Raw genomic sequence first — 21,427 nt, 5'->3', positions numbered from 1 at the left:
TGTTTCGTTACTAGCACCTACTTATAGCTGATTTCACGAACTTTAGCTTTCACATTAGGAATAAGTGACGAGCTCGCACTTAACTTATGCACACCCAACTTAATCAATAACTCCGACATTTCAGTATCCCCAGCCATCTCACCACACATACTAACTGGAATATCATTTGCTTTGGCGGCAATACAAGTCATTTGAATTGCTGAAATTACAGCTGATTTTTTATAATCGACTAAATCAGAAACGGTTGTATTTCCACGGTCAGCAGCCATAACGTATTGAGTCAGATCATTGGTACCGATACTGAAAAAATCCGCTTCTTTAGCAAGTTCGTCTGCATTAAGTACCGCGGCTGGCACCTCAATCATAATACCCACTTTCATTGGGTATAGAATTTCCGGTAGATTCAATTCATCACGACAATCTGCAATAAGTGACTTAACCGCTTGAAGCTCTTCTACTTCCGCTATCATTGGAATCATTAATTGAACATTTGAGTTATCTTTCGCTGCACGTAATACCGCTTTTAACTGCGGTTTGAACAGCTCGCTATCCTTCAAACACAACCGAACACCTCGTAACCCTAAGAATGGGTTCTCTTCCTGAGCCATATGATATGAAGGCAGTGGTTTATCTCCACCAACATCTAAACTACGAATAGTTAATGGACGATGCTCTAAAGCAACCGCTATATCACGATAGATTTCATATTGTTCTTCTTCAGTAGGCAACGTTTTGCTCGACTGGAATACAAACTCGGTGCGAAGTAATCCAACACCTTCCGCACCTGACGCTAACGCCGCCTTCACATCTTGCAGCCCACCGATATTCGCGTGAACATCAACTTTCAGCCCATCAACTGTGATAGCAGGTTTCGACGCCTGTTCCCTTTTAGCAACGGTATCGGCGATCCAAGCATTACGTTCTTCAATTAGACATGAAGCTTTTTCTGCATCTGGAGCAAGCCATAAATGACCGCGTTTTCCATCAAGAATGACCTCTTGTCCATTGATGGTGGAGGTAAGAATTCCTTCTGCCTTCACGATGCAGGGAATGCCCATTGCACGAGCTATAATTGCGCTGTGCGAAGTCCTGCCGCCTGCCTCAAGGCAGATACCAATAACCTTCGTCGGATCAAGCTGTGCAGTCTGTGCTGGCGACAAATCACTTGCGACAATAATGCAATTGTCCACTAGTTCAATGGTCTCCGCTTCTGCACCGTCAAACGAATACATTGTCTGCTTTGCAACATCCCATACATCCGCTTCGCGCTCGCGCATGTATTCACTTTCAGACTGAGAATATTCTGCCGCTTGTATCGTCATCACTTTCATCAGAGCTGCTTCAGCGATGCTTCCTAACTTAATCTCTTCTTGAACCATCTCTAACAGATCAGGATCCGTGATCATCATGCCATGAGCACCAAAAATGTCAGCATGCGCTTTACCAAGTGTTTTCTCAGCGTCTGCTTCTTGTTGCTTGAGTGATGCAGACACGCTTGCCACGGCTTGAGCGAACCTAGCTAGTTCATCTATTTCAGATGTGAAATCACGCTGCGGTGTTTCAGGCATTGCACTTTCAAGACCAAGAATCTGACCAATTGCAATCCCCTCGCATACGGAAATACCAGAGATAGCACCGTCAACTTTTGCCACTGCTGGTTTGTCTTCGTCTAGCACAACGACTTTCATCTGCGCAATAGACTCACCAAAATGGTTGTTTGCCAGTGCTTCAAATGAGGCTATCGCTTTTTCGGCATCGTTGCCTGATGCAAGAATTCGAATATTATCGTTAAGTTTGACACCAAGTTTCGCAATGGCATTAAGGCTCTTCGCATTCACTTTCTTATCTGTTTTCTCTAATAGAATATTAGCGTCAAACTTTGCCAACAGACCCACAATGGCCGCCGCTGGGCGTGCATGTAAACCATGAGGATTCAATACCGTCCAACGAAACTCAAGCGCGTCTGCTGATACTTCAACATCTGTCGCAGATGAGATATTTTGTTCCAACTCACCTAAATGTTCACGTTTCGCTGATAAAGAGCCTGCCGCTTCTTCCAATACTGCCGACATTGGCAAGTCGGCCGATGCTGCCACTGACGCAGCCATCGTGCCCTCAACAATCGGAGCGGAACACAGAGCAATATTCGGCACCATATCAGGGTCAATGAGCTCTAATGCTGTTTCTGTACTCAAAAGGGCCGACCCCATATCCATCATCACAACAACGCCGCTATCGTCGTACACCTCTTCGATAGCCATCATGATACGAATAGTATCAGTACCTATCGGATTCTCAGGGTCGTCAATACCGCCAGCCGCAGCTATTTTACAGCGACCTTGCGTCATTTGGTTTGCTAGCTCCACAACTCCATTAGCGAGCAATTCGCTGTGTGATACAACAACGATACCTACCATTATTTATGCCTCATTGACGACTTTATTTAATGTTTCAATCATCAACTTAGTCGATGTTGCTCCTGGATCTGGGTGCCCAATACTGCGTTCACCCAAATAGCTTGCACGACCTTTTTTAGCTTGCATAGGGATTGTTTTTTCAACACCCTTAGCGGCTGCATCAGCCATACTGGTGAGTGCACCACCAACGTTTGCACCCGTTTCAGACGCGGTTTTTCCCGCCGTAATGACTTCCCACCATGCATCACACATCGTTTTGTCACCAGGATTTGCTTTACCACGGCCAACAACACCATCCACACCGGCTTGAAGTGCTTCAATAAATTCGGCTAGTGTTAGGCTCTCTTTACCAGCAGACTTTGTCGCCGCGCGGATGAAAAACGTACCATAAAGAGGACCTGAAGCGCCACCTACTTTAGAAAGTAGAGACATACCTGTAGTCTTAAAAATAGTCGCTAAATCTTTATCAGCAACCGCTGGAAGTTTAGCCGCAACTTCACCAAATCCTCGTTCCATATTCAGGCCATGATCTGCATCTCCAATAGCGGCATCCAGTTCAGTTAACATGTCACGGTTTTCAGAATAGATATCACTACAATTTGTTAGCCAAGTAACGATTTGTGCTTTAGTAATCTCAGACATATTAACAACCCCAACGTAGTGAAGGAGCATCGACTGGAGCATCCCATAATTCTAATGTTTCTGCATCTGCTTTCATCAATGTAATTGAGAAGCCTTCCATATTTAAAGAAGTACAATAGTTACCCACTAAAGTGCGAGCTACTGTATAGCCTGCCGCTTCTAACTCTGTGTGAACTTTACGATAAGCACCGAATAGCTCAGATTCCGGTGTACCACCAAGGCCATTAACGAGCACGATTAATTCATCACCTTTTTCATAGGCTTCTGTTGATTGCACTGTTTCTATCCAATCACCGTTTTCACGATCCCACGTTTTTAGTGTGCGAGAATATGTGTCTGAAGCGAGAAGCTCTTCAAGCATCTCTGCTGTCGTAGTATCAACATCTTTGTATGTGCGACGTTCAATGCCTGGCTCACCATGGATACCCACACCAAATTCAATTTCATCATCAGCAAGTATAAAAGAAGGCTTACCATTCGCTGGCACGATACATGCGGACAGAGCGACACCAAACGAACGAGCACGATTATTAAGACGGGTAGCTAATGCTTCGCAATATGAAATATCTTTACCTGCTTCCGCCGCCGCACCAACAATTTTTTCAATCAGTACCGTTGCCGCGACACCACGACGACCCGCAGTATATAGCGAATCTTTTACGGCCACATCGTCATCAATGACGACCGAACCAACTTTAATTCCTTCCATATGGAGCATTTCAACTGCCATTTCAAAATTAAGGATGTCACCCGTGTAGTTTTTGACGAAATAGAGCACGCCTTCTTCATTAGGAATCGCTTTGCCACACTCCATCATTTGATCTGGGGTTGGAGAGGTAAAAACCGCACCGGGACAAGCCGCTGTCAGCATGCCTTTACCAATAAATCCTGCATGTAGTGGTTCATGACCGCTACCACCGCCAGAAACCAAAGATACTTTTCCTTGGCTTTTTTCATGGTAAATAAAGTAAGGATCAGTCACGAGTTTAAGCGCGGGGTTCGCAAGGACAAGGCCCTCTACTTGCTCAGTCACTACGTTTTCTACTGTATTGATTAATTTTTTCATCACATTCACTTCACTGATTGTTGGATAAATTTGTGCACATATGGGCAATAAGGATAAATATTACATTACGCGCTAGACTATGTCAGAAATTGTAATATTTCCAACAATGAAAACGTTTAACGTGAGGCAACTCAAAATCAAACAAACAAAAACATACAAAAAATCACAAAATGCGTGATGGATCACTGTTGATAATACAAAATATTGTTTTCATAGCGAAGTGAACATTACTCCCCTACCCAAATTTCAAAGAGGTCTCTAAAATGGACAAAATCATTATCTCACCAAGCAAATATATTCAGGGCGCAAACGTACTAGAAAGTATTGGTGACTATGTCAAACCACTAGGTACGAAAGTTCTTGCTATTGCCGATGGTTTTGTAACTGGTCTAGTTGGTGCAACCGTAACGAAAAGCTGTGAAGAAGCAGGAATTGAGCTAAGCATGGCTGAATTTGTAGGTGAATGTAGCCGTCCTGAAATTGAACGTTTAATGGAAATCGCAAGCGAAAAAGGTGTCGACGTCGTTGTTGGTATTGGTGGTGGTAAAACACTTGATACAGCTAAATCTATCGCGTTCTATTTGAAGAAACCGGTTGTAATCGTTCCGACTATCGCATCAACAGATGCACCTACAAGTGCACTCGCTGTTATCTATACGCCAGAAGGCGAATTTTCAGAATATCTAATGATTCCAACTAACCCTAATATGGTTATTATGGATACGCAAATTATTGCAGGTGCGCCAACTCGTCTACTTGTATCAGGTATGGGCGATGCACTTTCAACCTACTTTGAAGCACGTGCAAATGGTATCTCTGGTAAGTCTACAATGGCTGGGGGAGCACCAACACGCGCAGCTCAAGCATTGGCAAAGCTTTGCTATGAAACATTGATTGAAGATGGCCTTAAAGCAAAAATCGCTTGTGATCAAAACCTCTCTAACATCGCCGTTGAAAACATTATCGAGGCCAATACTTATCTATCAGGTATTGGCTTTGAAAGTTCAGGCCTCGCAGCTGCGCATGCTATTCACAACGGCTTAACAAAACTAGAAGAGTGTCATCACTTATACCACGGTGAAAAAGTGGCGTTTGGTACGCTGACTCAATTAGTGTTGGAAAATGCAGCAATGGCTGAAATCACTGAAGTATTAGATTTTTGTAAATCGGTAGGCCTACCGACGAACCTAAAAGATATGGGCGTCACTGAAATCAATCGCGATAAGCTTATGGAAGTAGCTGAGGCTTCTTGTGCAGAAGGTGAAACTATTCACAACATGCCATTTGAAGTTACTCCAGCTTTAGTATTAGCGGCGATGCTAACGGCTAATGAACTAGGATCTATGTAATCAATCATGGGAATTTTCCCTTACGAGTTTGAAAACATTCATGCTTAGATTTACTGTAATATTTTAGATTGTATCTTTAACCCGCCACTTTTTAGTGGCGGTTTTTTATATCGTTGGCCTTATAAGAGCCCAACGTAGACGCGCGAATAGATTGCGATATTGCGATAAGTATTCAGCGAAATGGTTAGGCAACAAAGCGATGACCACACAAACAAAAAAGATCGCACAACGCGATCTTTTATAAAAAAATTCACTTGACTAGCGACTGTTTTTTGAAGCTTCCATTAGTCTTTCTGCAATCTCCTGCAATGGAATTTTCAACGCTTCATCCATTGTCTCTTCACTTACTCTATTCCCAGCAAATTGCATCACTAATTTTTTAAATGACTCAGGGTTTGTCGCACTATCATCACCTTCATACATAGGTGCACCACCTGATTTTACTACCTCATCTAAAGCCAATAAAATCATTCGTAACGCGTGCAAATGTTCTTTTGATTCATTACTCATAAACGTCAATATCCTATCAGAGTATCGATAAACAGAATTAATTCCTTGCTTCAATAATAGGAGTAATTGCAAAAAGAGGTCAATTCGTATGCGCTATAAATGTTATAGCTAACAGCCTTTTAGTATTAACCTCGTATTATTTTTCACCCACACCCATCAATACTGACAATATACCTTGCTCAGTTTCTATCTCAAAAGGAACAGAAACCGTAACAGTATCAAAGCCCGCATCAATTAAAACCTGTTCAACTTTACTCTCTGTTAACCCGTCTTTTTCGTTTTCCGCTAACCAATCCCAATGGATAAATAAACCATCATCTTCAAGTAAGGAATAAATTAACTCAGCAGCTTCATCGAAATCATCTATAAATCCGCATACTGAAGATGCAATGACGCAATCAAACTGACCACGAAACGCCGGATGTTGAGCAATTAACCCTCGAGAAAGAATATCAACAACGGGTTCAACGTTTGGCAGCATTTTTTTGTCTAGTTCTTCTATCATGGCTTCCGATGAATCAAGTGCCACTATATCTTTTGCTAATGGTGAGATTTTTTGACTTAATAATCCTGTACCACAACCAAAATCAAACACTCGTAAATTGGTCACATTAATAATGTTATCTAACTGTTCGAACGCCTTCTCTGCATAGCGAGCTGTCGTTGATTCCATTTCCCATTTTTTTGCGCGTTTATCCCAATCGTATGACATTTGGTCTCCGTTTGTACGTCCTTAATTTTCGCTACCCCATGTTAAACAAATTGTCGCTTAGCTTCACGACTAATTGTTAAACTTTTCATATTTATTCAGATTTGATGCTTTCAATTAGGCAATCTCAGTCGGTTTCGTTATCCTAACATCATGAAACTAGGAGCAAACATGAATATCTCACATATAGAAGCGTTTTGTCGTGTTGCTGATCTCGGCTCTGTTTCAGAAGCGGCTAGGCAATTAGAGTGCAATAGAACCAGCTTGAGCATGGCAATTAAAGCACTCGAAAAGGAACTAAACATTTCTCTTTTTGTCCGCACAGGAAACCAATTATCCCTTTCTGAGGCAGGTAAGGCTATCTATAAAGATTGTGAAAACTTGTTGTCAACCTTCTCAAGAATTAAGCAGACATGCTGTCAGGCTTCGGGTGACTTCAACGCGGAAATATGGATTGCTCGCGATGACGGTTTACCCGATGAGTTTTGGCAGGAACTGGCTCATAAACTCAATAACAGATACCCAGCAACTTCATTCAATATTGTTTTGGCATCCAGCGGAGATTTAGCCAACTTAGTAGAAACAAAGCAAGTCGACTATGCCTTTGGCGTGGACTTTGAACGAACAGACGACCCAAAACTCGTTTATCAACCTTTGGGTAAGATCCGCATGATGTCTGTATGCAAAAAAGGACACCCATTAAGTAAAATGCGCCGAGTATCAGATCAAGATTTACGAAACACAATGCAAGCTTCAATGGCCTACCTAAATGAAAAGAACAACCCGGAACTGCAACCTTTCTCACTGAAATATATCGGATTTTCAAGCTTTGACTATATGCTCCACACGATCTTAAAAGAAGGCGCTTGGGGGGTACTACCTGAACCTCTAATTCGGCACCTTTTAAGAAGTGAACAAATTGCTGTCATCAAACACACCTACGGTTTAACTCAAGAAGATTTCTGCATGGTTACTGCCGCAGGAATGTCTGAGCACCCCGGTATGACATGGCTATCCGATAAATTAAGTGACTTCTTATTTGACTTTTAAGCATATTAATTGGAACCAATCAGTCAGCGTCAATTTTAATGGCACCAAATTAAAGCAATAATCTATTGTTATTATTGTAATTTTCAACCACAAGAGTTATAAGCCCCCTCAGTTTACCATTTTCTCATTGAACATCTTGCGTATATGACCAAAACTTGTCCAACAGTAATAATATGGATATTGTATGTGTGCTCAAGTTAATCACAATGAAAATCGAGTATTAATCTTCTCAGCCCTTTTAGCATCTGTGTTCGCTATCGGAGGACTGTTCTTTGGATTATTAACAGGCTCACTCGTGATTATTTTTGATGGTGTATATTCAACCGTCAGCTTACTGTTAACATTGTTGTCACTGGCGGTATCTAAGTACATTCAAAAACCAGAAAAAAAACAGTTTCCGTTTGGCAAAGCCATCTTAGAACCGGTTGTAATCACAGTAAAAGCCTCTGTCATATTAGCGGTAGTCGGTGTCTCATTATATTCTGCTGTAATCGCCATTTTTAATGGCGGTAGAGAAATGGACGCGAGCATTGCGACACTATTTGGTGTGATCAATGTCGTCGGTTGTGGTTATGCTTGGTGGTATATAGTAAATCGTAGCAGAACGTTCTCTTCTGGATTAATCGAAGCGGAGTCGATGCAATGGAAAATGGATACCTTGTTGAGTGTTGGTGTCACTGCTGGTTTCCTTGTTGCTTGGGCGCTTAGCTACACGTCGTTCGCTGGATATGCTGTCTATGCGGATCCACTGATGATGTGTATCATTTCGGTATACTTTATCAAGGTACCTTTGGATATGCTAAAGGATTCAATGCGAGAATTACTGATGATGCCGCCAAGTGAAGAGATACGCAATCAGGTTGATGAAGGTATAAACAAGGTTGATAAACAAGGCACTCAGCAAATAAAACTGACCGGTTTAACAAAAGTAGGACGTGAACTTCGAGTCAATGTTGATATCAATACGCAGGAAAATCGTTCTATTAACGTAGAGGATATTGAAAAAACGCGGCAGTCTATCGCTCATCAACTTTCAACCATGCCGTTTAATTTACGCTTAAATTTTCATATTGCTCGATAACACAAGTGACAACGACGTTATTTCTTACTTTGAAAATGCTCGGCTAACGAAACACGTCTCGCAGGGCCAATACCATCTTCTTGTGGGAGCGTATGTTCATAGCCTTGTTTTATGAATGACGCTACATGGCCACCACCAGATAAACGCTTTAGCCGTTCATTATTGGCCCCAAACACCTTATATTCATATCGTTCACCACCTGCATTGAAAGAAGCAATAGAGCCATCAAACTCGAAAGTAGAAGCAATATATCTGCTGTCAACCATGACCCCTTCGGGTGTAAGTATAAATTGATCCGTTGACCAACTAGGCGCACCGATCTCTGACCAATGGCCATAGACACGTACTGGATCGATATATTCTTTATAGCTTTTAATGGCAACGTAAATACCTATAGCCGCGGTCACTAGAAAGAAAAACAACCACACATACAGAGCATATTTAGGCCCTCTTTCCAGGTCATCGTCTTTGCTATTTTTACGCGGTGTTGTTCGTCCCAATGATGCCATTACGTTCTCTTCAATTCGCCATCTTCCATTTAATCCTAACCTAGCCAACAAGATAGTGACAGTAATATCGGTCAATTCTGGGTCTGATAAAAACGACGTTGTTGTCAGTGAAATTAGGATTAAATCCTAGATGGGTAAGTACGCACGTAAAGGTATTTTAACGTAATCAGACAACTATCAGGTGACTAAGGATCAGTTATTTACGTATTCGCACAGTAGAATAACTGACCCTAAAATTGGCGCTAGTCGTCAAATTCTTTATACCACTTCCCATGAATGAGTCATGGTTACGCCCTCACCCAACATTAAGCAAACAGAACAGTATTTTTGCAATGAATCTCGAGTCACTTTTTCTACTACAGCCGCATCAAGCCCTTGCCCACTTACTTCAAAGTGAATGTTGACCCTGGTAAATATTCTTGGTGCCGTATCTCTTCTTTCAGTTGTCAGCTTAGCTATACAAGAATCTATTTTTTGACCCGCTGACTTGAGACCATCGACAACATCTACGGAACTGCATCCGCCTGCCGCCATTAGCACCAATTCCATTGGGCTTGGTGCAGATGATCCCCCGTTTCCATCCATTACAATGGCATGACCGGATTGGGAATTTCCGATAAAGGTAAAGTCATTTACCCACTTTACTGCTGCTTCCATTTAGATCTCCACTCTTGGTATTTTCTTTAGTATAAGGCCAACCAATTTAGGCTTACTACATTTATTCTTGAGATCAAACGTCGGAACTTATACAAAAAAGGCAAGCCATTGGCCTACCTTTTCTTATTTCTTTAATTACCGTGCTAATTCATTAGGCTATATGCGTCATTTCACTGACAACGAATTCTTCTACAGCGCCTTCCGTTGCTGCTACATAATCGATCAAATGCTGGTTGCTCATATGAGCCTGCCACAACTCACGTGACGCCCAGTTCTCGAAAAACTGAAAGTGCGCCAAATTATCGTTGTCTTGGTGCAAATCATAATTGATACACCCTTCTTCCGCGCGAGTTGTTTCAATCAACTTCAATAATTCACTTTTAACCAGTTCAATCTTGTCTGATTTAGCAACAATATTTGCAATAATTGTCAACTTTGTCATGTGTTATACATCCTCATAATGACGAGTGATCGAATATTCATTCAGTTCGGTTCAATTATAATAGCGCTTCTTATTAACTTTTAATTTAACCAACAACTTATATTTCAAAAATAACCGTTTGGTTATGAATACTCATCCTAAATCTGACCCTTACAGTAGGAGAACAGCTTTAGTCTAGGCAAACATATTAAGCAATGCTAGTCATCTCATTTAAAATAAACTCTTCCACTGCGCCCTCAGTCGCGACCATATATTCTTGTAGATGTGTATTGCCCATGTGAGTTTGCCAAAGCTCGCGAGATACCCAGTTTTCATAGAAGGTAAAGTGTGCTGGATTCTCATTATCTTGATGCAAGTCGTAGTTGATACAACCTTCCTCAGCACGAGTGATATCGATAAGCTTCAGCAACTCGGCTTTTACTCGATCGATTTGGTCTGCTTTTGCGAAAATATTTGCGACGATAGTTAATTTAGCCATGAAATGTTCCTCTATTTAGATTCCGTGTTTCGGTAGTTCTCTCTTTAAGTTGTGCTCATCGTAACCTTTGATTACACTCCAATAAACAGCAACATAATTGATTCATTATCAAAAATTATTAGATAATATGTTATTAGAAGATCTGAGAGTTATTCTTAAAGTGGCGGAATTTCGCAGCATTACTGCCGCCGCATCACATTTAGATATGCGAATGGCAACAGCAAGTGCTGCGGTCAAACGTGTCGAACGTTCTCTAGGCGCCGACCTTTTCATTCGTACCACTCGTCAGCTTAGGCTTTCTACGGCAGGTGAACGATATATACCTCAATGCGAACAAGCTTTGTTGATGCTAGAGCAGGCTAAACAGAACATGAAAGACGATCTTGATATTGTCGATGGAGAACTTCGTATTGCTCTATCATCCGATTTAGGTCGTAATTTGGTCGTTCCATGGTTGGATGAGTTCTTGCACACCTACCCCGAAGTTCACCTTAGAGCCAATATAAGTGATAGCAATATCGATTTTTATCGCGACGCCATCGATATAGCCCTTCGGTATGGCTCTCCAGATGATGCCAACCTCTATGGATTTAAGATCTGTAATGCACCTAGGCTCTTGTGTGCCACACAAGGATATCTGGATGCAAATGGGACTCCAATGCATCCCGATGACCTAACAGAGCATAACGGGCTTCTCTATCAGCTATATGACGTACTGCACGACGAGTGGGTGTTCTTACGTAAGGATCAACAATATAAGATTAAAATGAAGGGAGATCGGGCCTCCAATGATGGTGATTTGGTCCGGAGATGGTGTGTCGCTGGCGAAGGACTTGCGGTCAAATCGTGCCTAGATATGTCTCAAGACTTATTGGCAGGAAATATCCTTCCTGTCATGACAGATTATCAACCTTATCCCACAGAATTATGGCTTATCTTTCCAAGTCGACAATCTATTACACCTGCTGCAAGATTGATAAGAGATGCATTAAAGACAAAATGCGCCTCTATTTTAAAACAGTTGGTCGATAACGGGATCCTAGACGTCAGTGTTCTGAAAAATTGAATTAAGGTCTTAAATACATCAATACACGTCTGTCAAGATACGAAAAAGGGAGCCGATAAATCGACTCCCTTTAAAATTATGTCTCATTCAACAAACACAAATCGATGATTCTAAATGCAGGCTAACTATTTGATTCTTTCTCAGTGCTTGATTTCTCAGAAAATATTTCAGCGACAGATTCTTTCTCTAAAGAGCCTTTGAAGTTACCTTCACTATCAACAACAGGCAAAGAGTAGTCAGAAGAGATTGTCTCGGTTAACACGTCTTCAATAGCCGATTCGGGAGAGATCGTCGGAACATCTTCATAAATGTCAGGGTGAATAGCCCCACTTGTTTCTAAAGAAACCGCTGACTCTAACTCTTTCTCAGTAATAATACCTTGGAAACCATCTTTGGTGATGTGATAGCCGTAATCATGAGTCGATTTCCTCATTTGAGCTAACGCACCTTCAATAGTTGCGGCCGTTATTCTCATCGCAGGACGCTGCATTACCGTCTCTACAGTCAACGCTCTTGCCCTGTTTACGTCCTTTACAAAGGCTTCAACATAATCGTTTGCAGGTTCGAGTAAGATTTCATCCGGCGTACCTTGTTGAACTAACTCACCATCTTTTAGAATGGCAATTCTATCGCCTAACCTTAATGCTTCATCCAAGTCATGGGTGATGAAGATAATCGTTTTTTGTAACGTCTCTTGCAGATCAATCAGTTGATCCTGCATCTCACTTCTAATCAATGGGTCAAGCGCGGAGAATGCTTCATCCATAAGTAATATTTCAGCGTCAGTACAGAGTGCTCTTGCTAAGCCTACACGTTGTTGTTGACCACCTGAGAGTTGAGAAGGGTATTGCTCTTCATACCCCTTTAAGCCAACTGTTTCTATCCACTCGCTTGCTTTCGCAAGCCTTTCTACTTTATCAATCTTTTGAATTTCAAGTCCATAAGCAACATTAGCGATCACTTTTTTATGCGGGAACAAACCAAAGCGTTGAAAAACCATCGACATTTTGTGGCGGCGAAATTCCTGTAGCTCATGTACACCAAACTCCATAATATTGGTGCCTTCCACCACTATCTTGCCTTCCGTTGGGTCGATTAGTCGGTTGAAATGGCGAATTAGCGTCGACTTACCTGAACCAGAAAGACCCATGATAACGAAGATTTCAGCCTTCTTAATTTCCAGATTTATGTCTTTAAGTCCAACAGTATGTCCCGTCTTTTCTAATATTTCATCCTTACTTAAGCCTTCCGCAATCATAGGGAGGACTTTTTTAGGGTTAGGGCCAAATATCTTATATAGACCAGAAATTTTAATTACTGACTCAGTCATGCTTCTGGTCTCCTAAATGGGCTTGAGTACGCTTTGCGTAAGCTTGTGATGCACGGTCAAAAAGAATCGCCAAGGCAACAATAGCAAAGCCATTAAGTAAACCCAATGTGAAGTATTGATTGGTTATCGACTTTAGAACCGGCTGACCCAATCCTTTTACCCCTATCATCGATGCGATAACAACCATGGATAGAGCCATCATGATAGTTTGGTTGATACCCGCCATAATGGTAGGCATGGCTAAGGGCAATTGCACCCCAGTCAACCTTTGCCATGGGCTAGAACCGAACGCTGTCGCAGCTTCGAGAACCTCTTTGTCCACGAGACGGATACCTAAATTTGTTAAACGTATTACGGGAGGGATAGCGTAAATAATAACCGCAATTAAACCCGGAATTTTACCAATACCAAGTAACATAACAACTGGAATCAGGTATACAAAGGCTGGCATAGTTTGCATGATATCTAGCATCGGTGTCACAACAGACTGCACTCGATTTGAACGGGCCATTGCGATACCAATTGGTATCCCGATGGCTATAGCCAAGAAGGTACATACGGTAATAATACTAAGCGTCCGCATCGTATCCTCCCACATGCCAAAGTAGCCGATAAGCAACAGCGAAACAAAGCACGCGACCGCAAGCTTAACCGAACGACTCGCGACATAAACTAAGCCAGTACAGAGCAGAAGTACTATCCACCAAGGTGTACTTAACAAAAGCTTTTCAAACCAAATTAGAAAGGAGAGCAACGGGTCAAAAATAGACTCTATTAAATCGCCATATTCACGTGAGAACTCTTTATAGGCACCATCAAGTGTTTTTCGTATTGCACGAAGACTTGAACGCTCCATTTCGGGAAAGCTGTACAACCAGCTACTATCAGCCATCTTTAATTCCTTAATGCGAAAAGAGTAACTTGTAGCAAGTTACTCTTTTTATTTTTAAATATTAACTAATTACAGCGCTGCTGCTACTTTCTCAGCCGCTTCTGTAGACAACCAAGACTTCCAAACCGTCGGATAGTTTTCAAAGAAGTAGAACATGGCATCTTCTGAATCTGCTTGTTCTTGTTCCATCCATGCTAGAAGTTTGTTCATATCAGAGTTTTTAAATCCGCGCTTTCCTAAATACTCCATAACCGGTTGGTTATTTTTAGAAAATTCCGTTGAGGTGACCGTGAAGACAGGGGATGCAGGATAAGATGTAACTTTAGGCGACTCGCAACCTTCGATTGTTGTGCAATTAAAGTACTCAGCTTCATTAACCTCTGCACCGAAATCGACTTTAACCATTTCATATTTGCCTAGAATGGCAGTAGGAGCCCAATAATATCCAAACCAAGCTTCTTTACGTTCGTAACTTTTTGCGATTGATCCTGAAAGACCAGCAGCAGAACCTGGATCAATCAATTCAAAATTAGCATCCGCCAGTTTTAGTGCTGTAAATAAATTCGACGCTGAAATTTGACAACCCCAACCAGCTGGACAGCCATAAAAACCACTTACGTCTTTATTTTCTGGGTGTTTAAATAATGCGGCGTGTTTTTTAACACCTTCGATGGTTTTAAGTTCTGGGTATTGCTCTACCATATACTTTGGTACCCAGAAACCTTCTTCACCACCATCAATCAATGACGGGCCAGCAAAAGTTAATCGACCTTCTTTAACACCAGCATCAACCGCTTCTTTTACCGAGTTAGCCCATATTTCAGGTGCTATATCTGGCTGTCCCTTTTCGATCATCGATGTTGTCGTAGGCATGGTATCGCCGGGAATTAATTCCGCATCGCAACCATAAGCATTTTCTAAAATAAACTTATCTACATTGGCTATTAAGCTAGCAGAACTCCAGTTCATGTCAGCGATAGTCACGCTCCCACACTCACTAGCAGATACGTTGGCACTAGCGAGTAAAGCAAGCGCAGCAAGTTTCAGTTTCATAACAATTCCTTTGAAGATATTCCCTAATTAGGTTGAATAGCATACCTACAATTTGATTAGTGTTCAAATGATTAGAGGTATTTGCATTTCAAAGGTAGTTATAATTTACTGAAAAAACGAGGCTATTATTGCAAAAATATCATGAATAATGAGATTTTCATTTTTCAATTGTCACTTCTGGATCCGTGATATTACCCAGTTCCAATACAGGTGCCACATCATACGATTCCGCATTCATCATACTGGCAATGCGCTGCACTGAAGACAGCAATAAACTTCGCTCCCATTCATCTAAGCTATGGAATTTATTGATGAAGCTCTCTTGCAAAGGTAACGGGGCATGGCTAAGTAACTCTGCCCCTTTTGCGGTAAGGTTCGCATGGACTTTACGTTTATCTGTCGTACTACGTATGCGTTCTGCTAGCCCATTTCGTTCTAATCGATCAAGTATTGTTGTCGCCGTAGCTGGACTCATATTAGTATGAGTGGACAATTGCCTAATAGTCACTTCACCTAACTCTCTAATCGAACGCATGAGTATCAATTGTGGGCCAGTAAGACCCGACTCTTTGCTCAATTTTTTTGAGTGCAAATCAATAGCTCTAATAATTTGTCTCAGTGACACCAAAACTTCTTCATGCTTTTCCAACTCGTAACTCCGTAATAATAGGGGCATCCAAAACTACAGCGAAAATAACTGACTTTATACAACTTGAAAAGCGTTGATAAAAGAAAATGCCATAATGCGCCTTAAATTAAGCTTAGGTTAACCGATGCAACGACCTGTAATGATTTGTAATCGAACTATTTATAATACACTTTAGCAGCTAAAACGGAGCCACACCGTGCATTAACAGGATATTCAGTCAGAAAAAATATAAAAATACGAATGCTATTGAACCATTTGGTAGCAATAATAACGTAAGCAGGTGACATACGCGAAAAATGTTTGTTAAAAATACAATGTACACGAATGATTAGTATGTCTGTTTCATAAAATCACCACTCGTCGCCATCCTATTAAACCAGAGACATCCAACACAGTATCGGTAGCACAGACGGCCGTATCGAGAAGGATAGTGACTAAAAAAAGCCAACAGGGCGTACCCACTGGCTCTAATACAAAATCCATTACGCTATCTTAAGACAACACACCAGCCCAATAACTTAGCTATAGATACCGAACGGATATCCCATCGGTATTGAACAGGTGTATTTTGTCTGCTGCGGCTTTCAAATGAACTGTTTCACCTTTGTGAAGATCATGAATACCCGGTATTTTGACTACAATGGCGTCTTCATTATTCGGCACATTAATGTGAAGTTGTGTCACCTCTCCTAACGATTCTACAAAAAGAACGGTACCTGAGACAAAGGCTTCATTTTCAGTTGCTAGTTCAAAATCTTCTGGTCGAATACCAAGTTGCCCGGTTGTGTCAACTAAATGGGTAGGCACAGGAAATGCGTAATCAGCTTCTTTTTTATTATCAAACCTAACTCTACCCGTTTCACCTCCGGCAATAATATCGGACTTAATAATATTCATGGAAGGTGAACCAATAAACTTAGCGACAAAGACATTCGCCGGATTAGTATAGAGCTCTAAAGGCGTACCGACTTGCTCTATTCGACCTGCAGATAAAACGACAATTCGGTCTGCTAGCGTCATTGCTTCAACCTGATCATGTGTTACATAGATCATGGTTGTTTTTGGCATCTTCTCTTTTAGATTGGCTATTTCTATACGAGTTTGAACCCTTAACGCGGCATCAAGATTAGATAGCGGCTCATCAAATAGAAATACCTTGGGATTACGGACAATAGCTCGACCTATCGCAACGCGCTGTCTTTGCCCACCAGAAAGAGCTTTGGGTAGGCGGCCTAGATACTCCGTCAGTTGCAGCATTTCGGCAGCGGACGTCACTCTTTGGTCAATATCTTCTTTTGATTCTTTGGCAATACGCATCGCAAAAGCCATATTGTCATAGACCGTCATGTGAGGGTAAAGCGCATAGGTCTGAAATACCATAGCAATACCACGCATAGCCGCAGGTAGATCGTTAACGATTGCACCTTCGATTTCTAAGTCACCATCCGTGATATCCTCTAACCCTGCAATCATTCGCAATAAAGTCGATTTGCCACAACCAGATGGACCAACGAAAACAATAAACTCACCAATATCGATTTCTAAGTCGATACCATGAAGAACTTCAGTTTCGCCGTAGGCCTTTTTAATATTTGTTAGTTTTAAACCATTCATTGAATTCTTCTCTTAAATCAATTATTTTACTGAGCCAGCCAGAAGGCCGCGTACTAAGTAACGCTGCAAACTAAAGAACACGGTTAAAGGTACCGCAATAGAAACAAATGCTGACGCCGTTAAAATTTCCCAGTTACCGCCACGGGAACCTAATAGCTCTCTTAACCGACCTGTTAGCACCAGTTCATTTTCGCCATTTCCCAAAAATACGGTTGCGACTAACAGATCATTCCACACCCACAAAAACTGGAAAATAGAGAATGATGCCAACGCTGGGAAGGACAATGGCAATACAATACGAACAAATATTTCAAAGTCTGTCGCGCCATCTACACGAGCAGATTCAATGATCTCTTTCGGTAGGTTTGAGATATAGTTTCTCAGAAGGTAAATAGCTAGCGGTAAACCAAACCCGGTATGGGCCAGCCATATGCCAAGATAGGTCTTTGCTCCCACACCAAAAAAAGCACCAATGTCGTTATACAATCGCAACAACGGTATAAGTGACATCTGCAAAGGTACCACCAATAAACCAACAACTAGCGCTATTAGTAATGGACGACCGGGCATGCGCATCCACGACAATGCATATGCAGCAAACGCAGCGATGAGAATAGGAATGACAGTAGCCGGAATAGTCACCGTCAGTGAATTAATAAATGACTGACCAATTCCCTCTGAGGTAAGCACTTCACGGTAGTTATCTAGGCTAAACTTAGGTGGGATATTAGCGGTAAAGAAAACCCGTTTTCCACGAGACCCGGTAAAGGGTTCTGGCGATGTCATCGTATACTGACCAGTAGAGCTCACTGTAAGAGTTTGACCTTTACGCATGGGCGCCAATGCCCCAGGAAGATACGCCGTCGGAGCTTTAGATGTCCAACCGAACATCCTCACATCTACATCTTTCCCATCTTCGCCAATCGATCCTTTCAAAAGATAGACACCATTTTCTTGCACCTGAGTATCCGGGTGTGCAGTGCGTCCAATGAGATTTTGATCCGAGGCCGACAATGCCGTCCACCAGCCGGATATCGCGAGTTGATCTTTGTCTCTAAAAGAAGAAATCAATAGCCCTGCGGTTGGCAGCGTCCATAAAACCACAATAAGCAAAACAGACAGGTGTACCAAAATCGTTAACGGAGAACGCCTTAATTTACTGAGGCTAAGCTTTGCACCTGACATTTAACGACCCTCCATTTGCACATTGGCTTGGCGAATGTTCCACACCATAACGGGTACAACAGCGAGCATAATCACCACTGCAATAGCGGCACCTCTTCCGAAGTCACCACCACCTCTAAACATCCAATCAAACATCATATTGGCCAATACTTGCGTGTCCCATTGCCCATTAGTCATGGCTAGCACAATATCGAATACTTTTAATACCGTTATCGTAATCGTTGTCCAAACAACCGCTATCGTCCCCCAAATTTGAGGAATCAAAATTTTAAAAAAGATCTGAATGCCATTCGCACCATCTAGTACGGCCGCTTCAACCGTTTCTTCTGGAATACCACGAAGTGCCGCAGATAAAATAACCATCGCAAAACCCGTCTGAATCCAAACAAGAATGACCATTAAAAAGAAGTTGTTCCAAAAAGGAATGGTTATCCATGCCTGCGGTGTCCCACCGAAATACTCGACTATTGCATTCAATATACCAATCTGCTCCGACCCTTCAGCGCGGAAATCGTATACGAATTTCCAGATAATTGATGCGCCTATAAAGGAAATAGCCATCGGCATAAAGATCAAGCTTTTAGCAATGTTACCCCAACTGATTTTATCGGTCATTGCTGCGATAACAAGACCAAAAAATGTAGAAGCCGCCGGCACCACGAGTAACCACAGAAGATTGTTAAAGAGAGACTCACGAAATTCACGGTCATTCACTAACCACATATAATTTTTTAGGCCGACAAAATCCTCTCCTGATCTATCGCTCAATGAAAGCATAAGCGAATCAAATACGGGGTAAACGAGATACAATCCTAAAAAGCTTAATGCTGGACCAAGAAACAACCAAGGCCGCACCGACGCTGCTAGACGAATATTCTTCGCCATTTGCATATTGGAAACACCGCGAGTCGGAAATATCAAATTCAATACTATGTTGCTACCAAAAAAGTAAAATACACAGCCAGTAACACCGAGGACCATGATAAAGAGGGAGGAATATAACTGATCCATAACAGCCTCACTAAAGAAAACAGAAAACCAAATTGGGGAGAATCTCCAACGATTCGATACTTAATCATAATGGAGATTCAACCAGTACAGATGCACGTAACGCCGAACGTTTAAAACGACCTAACTTCGTTTTTCCCGCAGATCTGGGAACCTAACGCCACGTAAGTCCCCGCTTTACACGGGATAACAACGATTTTATAAATACGTGTGTTAAACAAACAACATTAAATACAAACTGTACCAGCCAATTACTCTAATAAATTACTTAATTGCATCCCAAGTATTCTGGATTTCGTCTGCAACTTCTTTCGACGATTTGCCACCACTGTAATCAACCATTCCCGTCCAGAATGACCCTGCCCCGATTTTACCCGGCATTAAATCTGAGCCGTCAAAACGGAATGTCGTTGCACCAAGAAGAATTTGACCTTGTTTCTTCAGTGCCTCGTTTGCGTACGCATCAAGATTGGCACCTTTAAATGGAGTCAAGAATCCAGACTGTGCCATCCATATTTCGTGAGCAATTGGTAAACGAAGGAACTTCATAAATTCTCTCGCGGCTTTTGAATCTTTGGTCACACTCCACATTGTTCCAGCACCAAGAACTGGTTTACCAAGATCTTTACCTTCATAGGCTGGAAAGTAGAAGAAGTCCGCATCTTCACCCAATGTCGTCCCTTCAGGGAAGAAACTCGGTATGAACGACGCTTGACGGTGCAAATAACACTTAGCCGGAGAGCTAAACATGCCTTTAGGGCTATCACGGAAATCGGTTGCTGCAACAGCACGAGAGCCACCATCAACATATTTATCGTTTAAAAACCAACCAAATTCATCAATGGCGGCGATCACTTTAGGATCGTTAAATTTAAGTTCATTTTTTGTCCATGCATCGTAGTCAGCCGGAGATTGAGTACGTAGCATCATATCTTCTACCCAGTCAGTAGCAGGCCAACCCGTCGCGCCACCACTGCCCAACCCGATACACCAAGGTGTATCTCCATCGGCAACGATTTGCTTTGTTAATGCCTTTAATTCTTCCATAGATTCTGGAACGTCATAACCCGCATCTTCAAAATTTTCAGGCACATACCAAACTAGAGATTTCAAATCGACCTTGTAAAAGAAGCCATATAGGTGGTCTTTACCCTGCTTATCAGCGAAGGTACCTAGATCAACCCATGAAGTACCAGCTGCATAGTTGTCCTTGATCCATGGTCCCCAACTCTGCTCTAAGGGTGTTAAAAACCCTTTAGAAGCGAGATCAGCAGCCAAACCAGGCTGCGGAAAAATAGCGATATTAGGCGCACTTCCTGCTTGTACATCAATCGCAATTTGTTGTTCGAAAGAATCAGAGCCTGCGTATTGAACATCAGCACCCGTTGCCGCTTCAAAATAGGCAATGACACTTTGAACTAATTCTTTATCTGGACCCAACCAAGGGCCGCGGATAGTAATAACTTCACCTTGCAGATCCACTTTCTTTAAGTAGTCGTAGCTTGACCAGCTAAAGCGACCATCATCTCCTGGTGCATACTTAAGATCAGCAGCCATAGCAGATGAGGAAAGTATCGCCAGAGCCACTGCGCTCATTAGTAGAGTAGTTTTCATTGGTTCGAACTCCATGTCTTTAGTTACTATTATTCTTTTGTCTTCACGTTAAGACTTAATCGTTTAAGTCCATTCAAGTACAGTAGACTGCATTTACATAACCGAC

General features: G+C 41.9%; 22 protein-coding genes. 4 read left to right on the top strand and 18 right to left on the bottom strand.

Features of this window, described 5'->3' with window-relative positions; genetic code table 11:
• Nucleotides 1-17 precede the first annotated feature (17 nt).
• Genes ptsP through dhaK form a run of 3 tightly spaced genes read right to left on the bottom strand, consistent with a single transcriptional unit; the run spans nt 18 to nt 4,125 of the window.
• Nucleotides 18-2,417 carry a phosphoenolpyruvate--protein phosphotransferase gene (ptsP, locus tag L3V77_RS21800; protein ID WP_275136920.1) on the bottom strand — a complete coding sequence of 800 codons (2,400 nt, stop codon included), beginning with the start codon at nt 2,415-2,417 and terminating at the stop codon, nt 18-20.
• A 3-nt stretch (nt 2,418-2,420) separates the two neighbouring features.
• On the bottom strand, nt 2,421-3,059 hold the full coding sequence (dhaL, locus tag L3V77_RS21795) for a dihydroxyacetone kinase subunit DhaL (RefSeq protein WP_275136919.1): 639 nt from the start codon (nt 3,057-3,059) through the stop codon (nt 2,421-2,423).
• A gap of 1 nt (nt 3,060) precedes the next feature.
• The gene (gene dhaK / locus L3V77_RS21790) at nt 3,061-4,125 is read right to left on the bottom strand and encodes a dihydroxyacetone kinase subunit DhaK (RefSeq protein ID WP_275136918.1); all 1,065 of its coding nucleotides are present in this window, start codon (nt 4,123-4,125) and stop codon (nt 3,061-3,063) included.
• Nucleotides 4,126-4,388: 263 nt separating this feature from the next.
• Between dhaK and L3V77_RS21785 the strand changes: the two genes are divergently transcribed.
• Nucleotides 4,389-5,474, top strand: coding sequence for a glycerol dehydrogenase (locus L3V77_RS21785; protein WP_275136917.1), 1,086 nt, complete (start codon nt 4,389-4,391; stop codon nt 5,472-5,474).
• A 258-nt stretch (nt 5,475-5,732) separates the two neighbouring features.
• Here L3V77_RS21785 and L3V77_RS21780 read toward each other — a convergent pair whose 3' ends face one another.
• Complete coding sequence (locus L3V77_RS21780) at nt 5,733-5,984, bottom strand: hypothetical protein (protein WP_275136916.1); 252 nt, start codon at nt 5,982-5,984, stop codon at nt 5,733-5,735.
• Between the two features lie 136 nt (nt 5,985-6,120).
• Nucleotides 6,121-6,696, bottom strand: coding sequence for a class I SAM-dependent methyltransferase (locus L3V77_RS21775; protein WP_275136915.1), 576 nt, complete (start codon nt 6,694-6,696; stop codon nt 6,121-6,123).
• A 168-nt stretch (nt 6,697-6,864) separates the two neighbouring features.
• On the opposite strand from L3V77_RS21775, the gene L3V77_RS21770 reads away from it, so the two are divergent.
• Both L3V77_RS21770 and L3V77_RS21765 read left to right on the top strand, forming a co-directional pair.
• Nucleotides 6,865-7,743 (top strand): LysR family transcriptional regulator, encoded by an 879-nt coding sequence (locus tag L3V77_RS21770; RefSeq protein WP_275136914.1) that lies wholly within the window; start codon nt 6,865-6,867, stop codon nt 7,741-7,743.
• 184 nt (nt 7,744-7,927) lie between these two features.
• Nucleotides 7,928-8,824, top strand: coding sequence for a cation diffusion facilitator family transporter (locus L3V77_RS21765; RefSeq protein WP_275136913.1), 897 nt, complete (start codon nt 7,928-7,930; stop codon nt 8,822-8,824).
• Nucleotides 8,825-8,841: 17 nt separating this feature from the next.
• Here L3V77_RS21765 and L3V77_RS21760 read toward each other — a convergent pair whose 3' ends face one another.
• The 4 genes from L3V77_RS21760 to L3V77_RS21745 form a co-directional block, all read right to left on the bottom strand.
• Nucleotides 8,842-9,408 carry a DUF2850 domain-containing protein gene (locus L3V77_RS21760; protein WP_275136912.1) on the bottom strand — a complete coding sequence of 189 codons (567 nt, stop codon included), beginning with the start codon at nt 9,406-9,408 and terminating at the stop codon, nt 8,842-8,844.
• Between the two features lie 183 nt (nt 9,409-9,591).
• Nucleotides 9,592-9,990 (bottom strand): OsmC family protein, encoded by a 399-nt coding sequence (locus tag L3V77_RS21755; RefSeq protein ID WP_275136911.1) that lies wholly within the window; start codon nt 9,988-9,990, stop codon nt 9,592-9,594.
• Between the two features lie 151 nt (nt 9,991-10,141).
• On the bottom strand, nt 10,142-10,432 hold the full coding sequence (locus tag L3V77_RS21750) for a putative quinol monooxygenase (protein ID WP_275136910.1): 291 nt from the start codon (nt 10,430-10,432) through the stop codon (nt 10,142-10,144).
• Between the two features lie 187 nt (nt 10,433-10,619).
• The gene (locus L3V77_RS21745; RefSeq protein WP_275136909.1) at nt 10,620-10,910 is read right to left on the bottom strand and encodes a putative quinol monooxygenase; all 291 of its coding nucleotides are present in this window, start codon (nt 10,908-10,910) and stop codon (nt 10,620-10,622) included.
• Between the two features lie 127 nt (nt 10,911-11,037).
• Here L3V77_RS21745 and L3V77_RS21740 point away from each other — a divergent pair, with 127 nt between their 5' ends.
• On the top strand, nt 11,038-11,976 hold the full coding sequence (locus L3V77_RS21740; protein ID WP_275136908.1) for a LysR family transcriptional regulator: 939 nt from the start codon (nt 11,038-11,040) through the stop codon (nt 11,974-11,976).
• 121 nt (nt 11,977-12,097) lie between these two features.
• Here the strand turns inward: L3V77_RS21740 and L3V77_RS21735 are convergent, their stop codons facing one another.
• From L3V77_RS21735 to L3V77_RS21695, 9 genes are all read right to left on the bottom strand, one after another.
• Nucleotides 12,098-13,306: a glycine betaine/L-proline ABC transporter ATP-binding protein gene (locus tag L3V77_RS21735; RefSeq protein ID WP_275136907.1), complete on the bottom strand. Its 1,209-nt coding sequence runs from the start codon at nt 13,304-13,306 to the stop codon at nt 12,098-12,100.
• Complete coding sequence (locus L3V77_RS21730) at nt 13,299-14,198, bottom strand: proline/glycine betaine ABC transporter permease (protein WP_275136906.1); 900 nt, start codon at nt 14,196-14,198, stop codon at nt 13,299-13,301. The genes L3V77_RS21735 and L3V77_RS21730 overlap by 8 nt, the downstream gene beginning before the upstream one ends.
• Before the next feature lie 69 nt (nt 14,199-14,267).
• Complete coding sequence (locus L3V77_RS21725) at nt 14,268-15,251, bottom strand: ABC transporter substrate-binding protein (protein WP_275136905.1); 984 nt, start codon at nt 15,249-15,251, stop codon at nt 14,268-14,270.
• Between the two features lie 157 nt (nt 15,252-15,408).
• Nucleotides 15,409-15,900, bottom strand: coding sequence for a MarR family transcriptional regulator (locus L3V77_RS21720; RefSeq protein WP_275136904.1), 492 nt, complete (start codon nt 15,898-15,900; stop codon nt 15,409-15,411).
• Between the two features lie 342 nt (nt 15,901-16,242).
• The gene (locus tag L3V77_RS21715) at nt 16,243-16,383 is read right to left on the bottom strand and encodes a hypothetical protein (RefSeq protein ID WP_275136903.1); all 141 of its coding nucleotides are present in this window, start codon (nt 16,381-16,383) and stop codon (nt 16,243-16,245) included.
• A gap of 39 nt (nt 16,384-16,422) precedes the next feature.
• Nucleotides 16,423-17,514, bottom strand: coding sequence for a sn-glycerol-3-phosphate ABC transporter ATP-binding protein UgpC (ugpC, locus tag L3V77_RS21710; protein WP_275136902.1), 1,092 nt, complete (start codon nt 17,512-17,514; stop codon nt 16,423-16,425).
• Nucleotides 17,515-17,535: 21 nt separating this feature from the next.
• Complete coding sequence (locus L3V77_RS21705) at nt 17,536-18,699, bottom strand: carbohydrate ABC transporter permease (RefSeq protein WP_275136901.1); 1,164 nt, start codon at nt 18,697-18,699, stop codon at nt 17,536-17,538.
• Nucleotides 18,700-19,710 carry a sugar ABC transporter permease gene (locus L3V77_RS21700; RefSeq protein ID WP_275136900.1) on the bottom strand — a complete coding sequence of 337 codons (1,011 nt, stop codon included), beginning with the start codon at nt 19,708-19,710 and terminating at the stop codon, nt 18,700-18,702.
• 261 nt (nt 19,711-19,971) lie between these two features.
• Nucleotides 19,972-21,321 carry an ABC transporter substrate-binding protein gene (locus L3V77_RS21695; protein WP_275136899.1) on the bottom strand — a complete coding sequence of 450 codons (1,350 nt, stop codon included), beginning with the start codon at nt 21,319-21,321 and terminating at the stop codon, nt 19,972-19,974.
• Between the last annotated feature and the right edge of the window lie 106 nt (nt 21,322-21,427).

Source organism: Vibrio sp. DW001 (genome assembly GCF_029016285.1).
In the GTDB taxonomy this organism is placed as follows: domain Bacteria; phylum Pseudomonadota; class Gammaproteobacteria; order Enterobacterales; family Vibrionaceae; genus Vibrio.
Note: the sequence above shows the minus strand (reverse complement) of the source record. Positions and strands in the feature narration are given on the sequence as shown.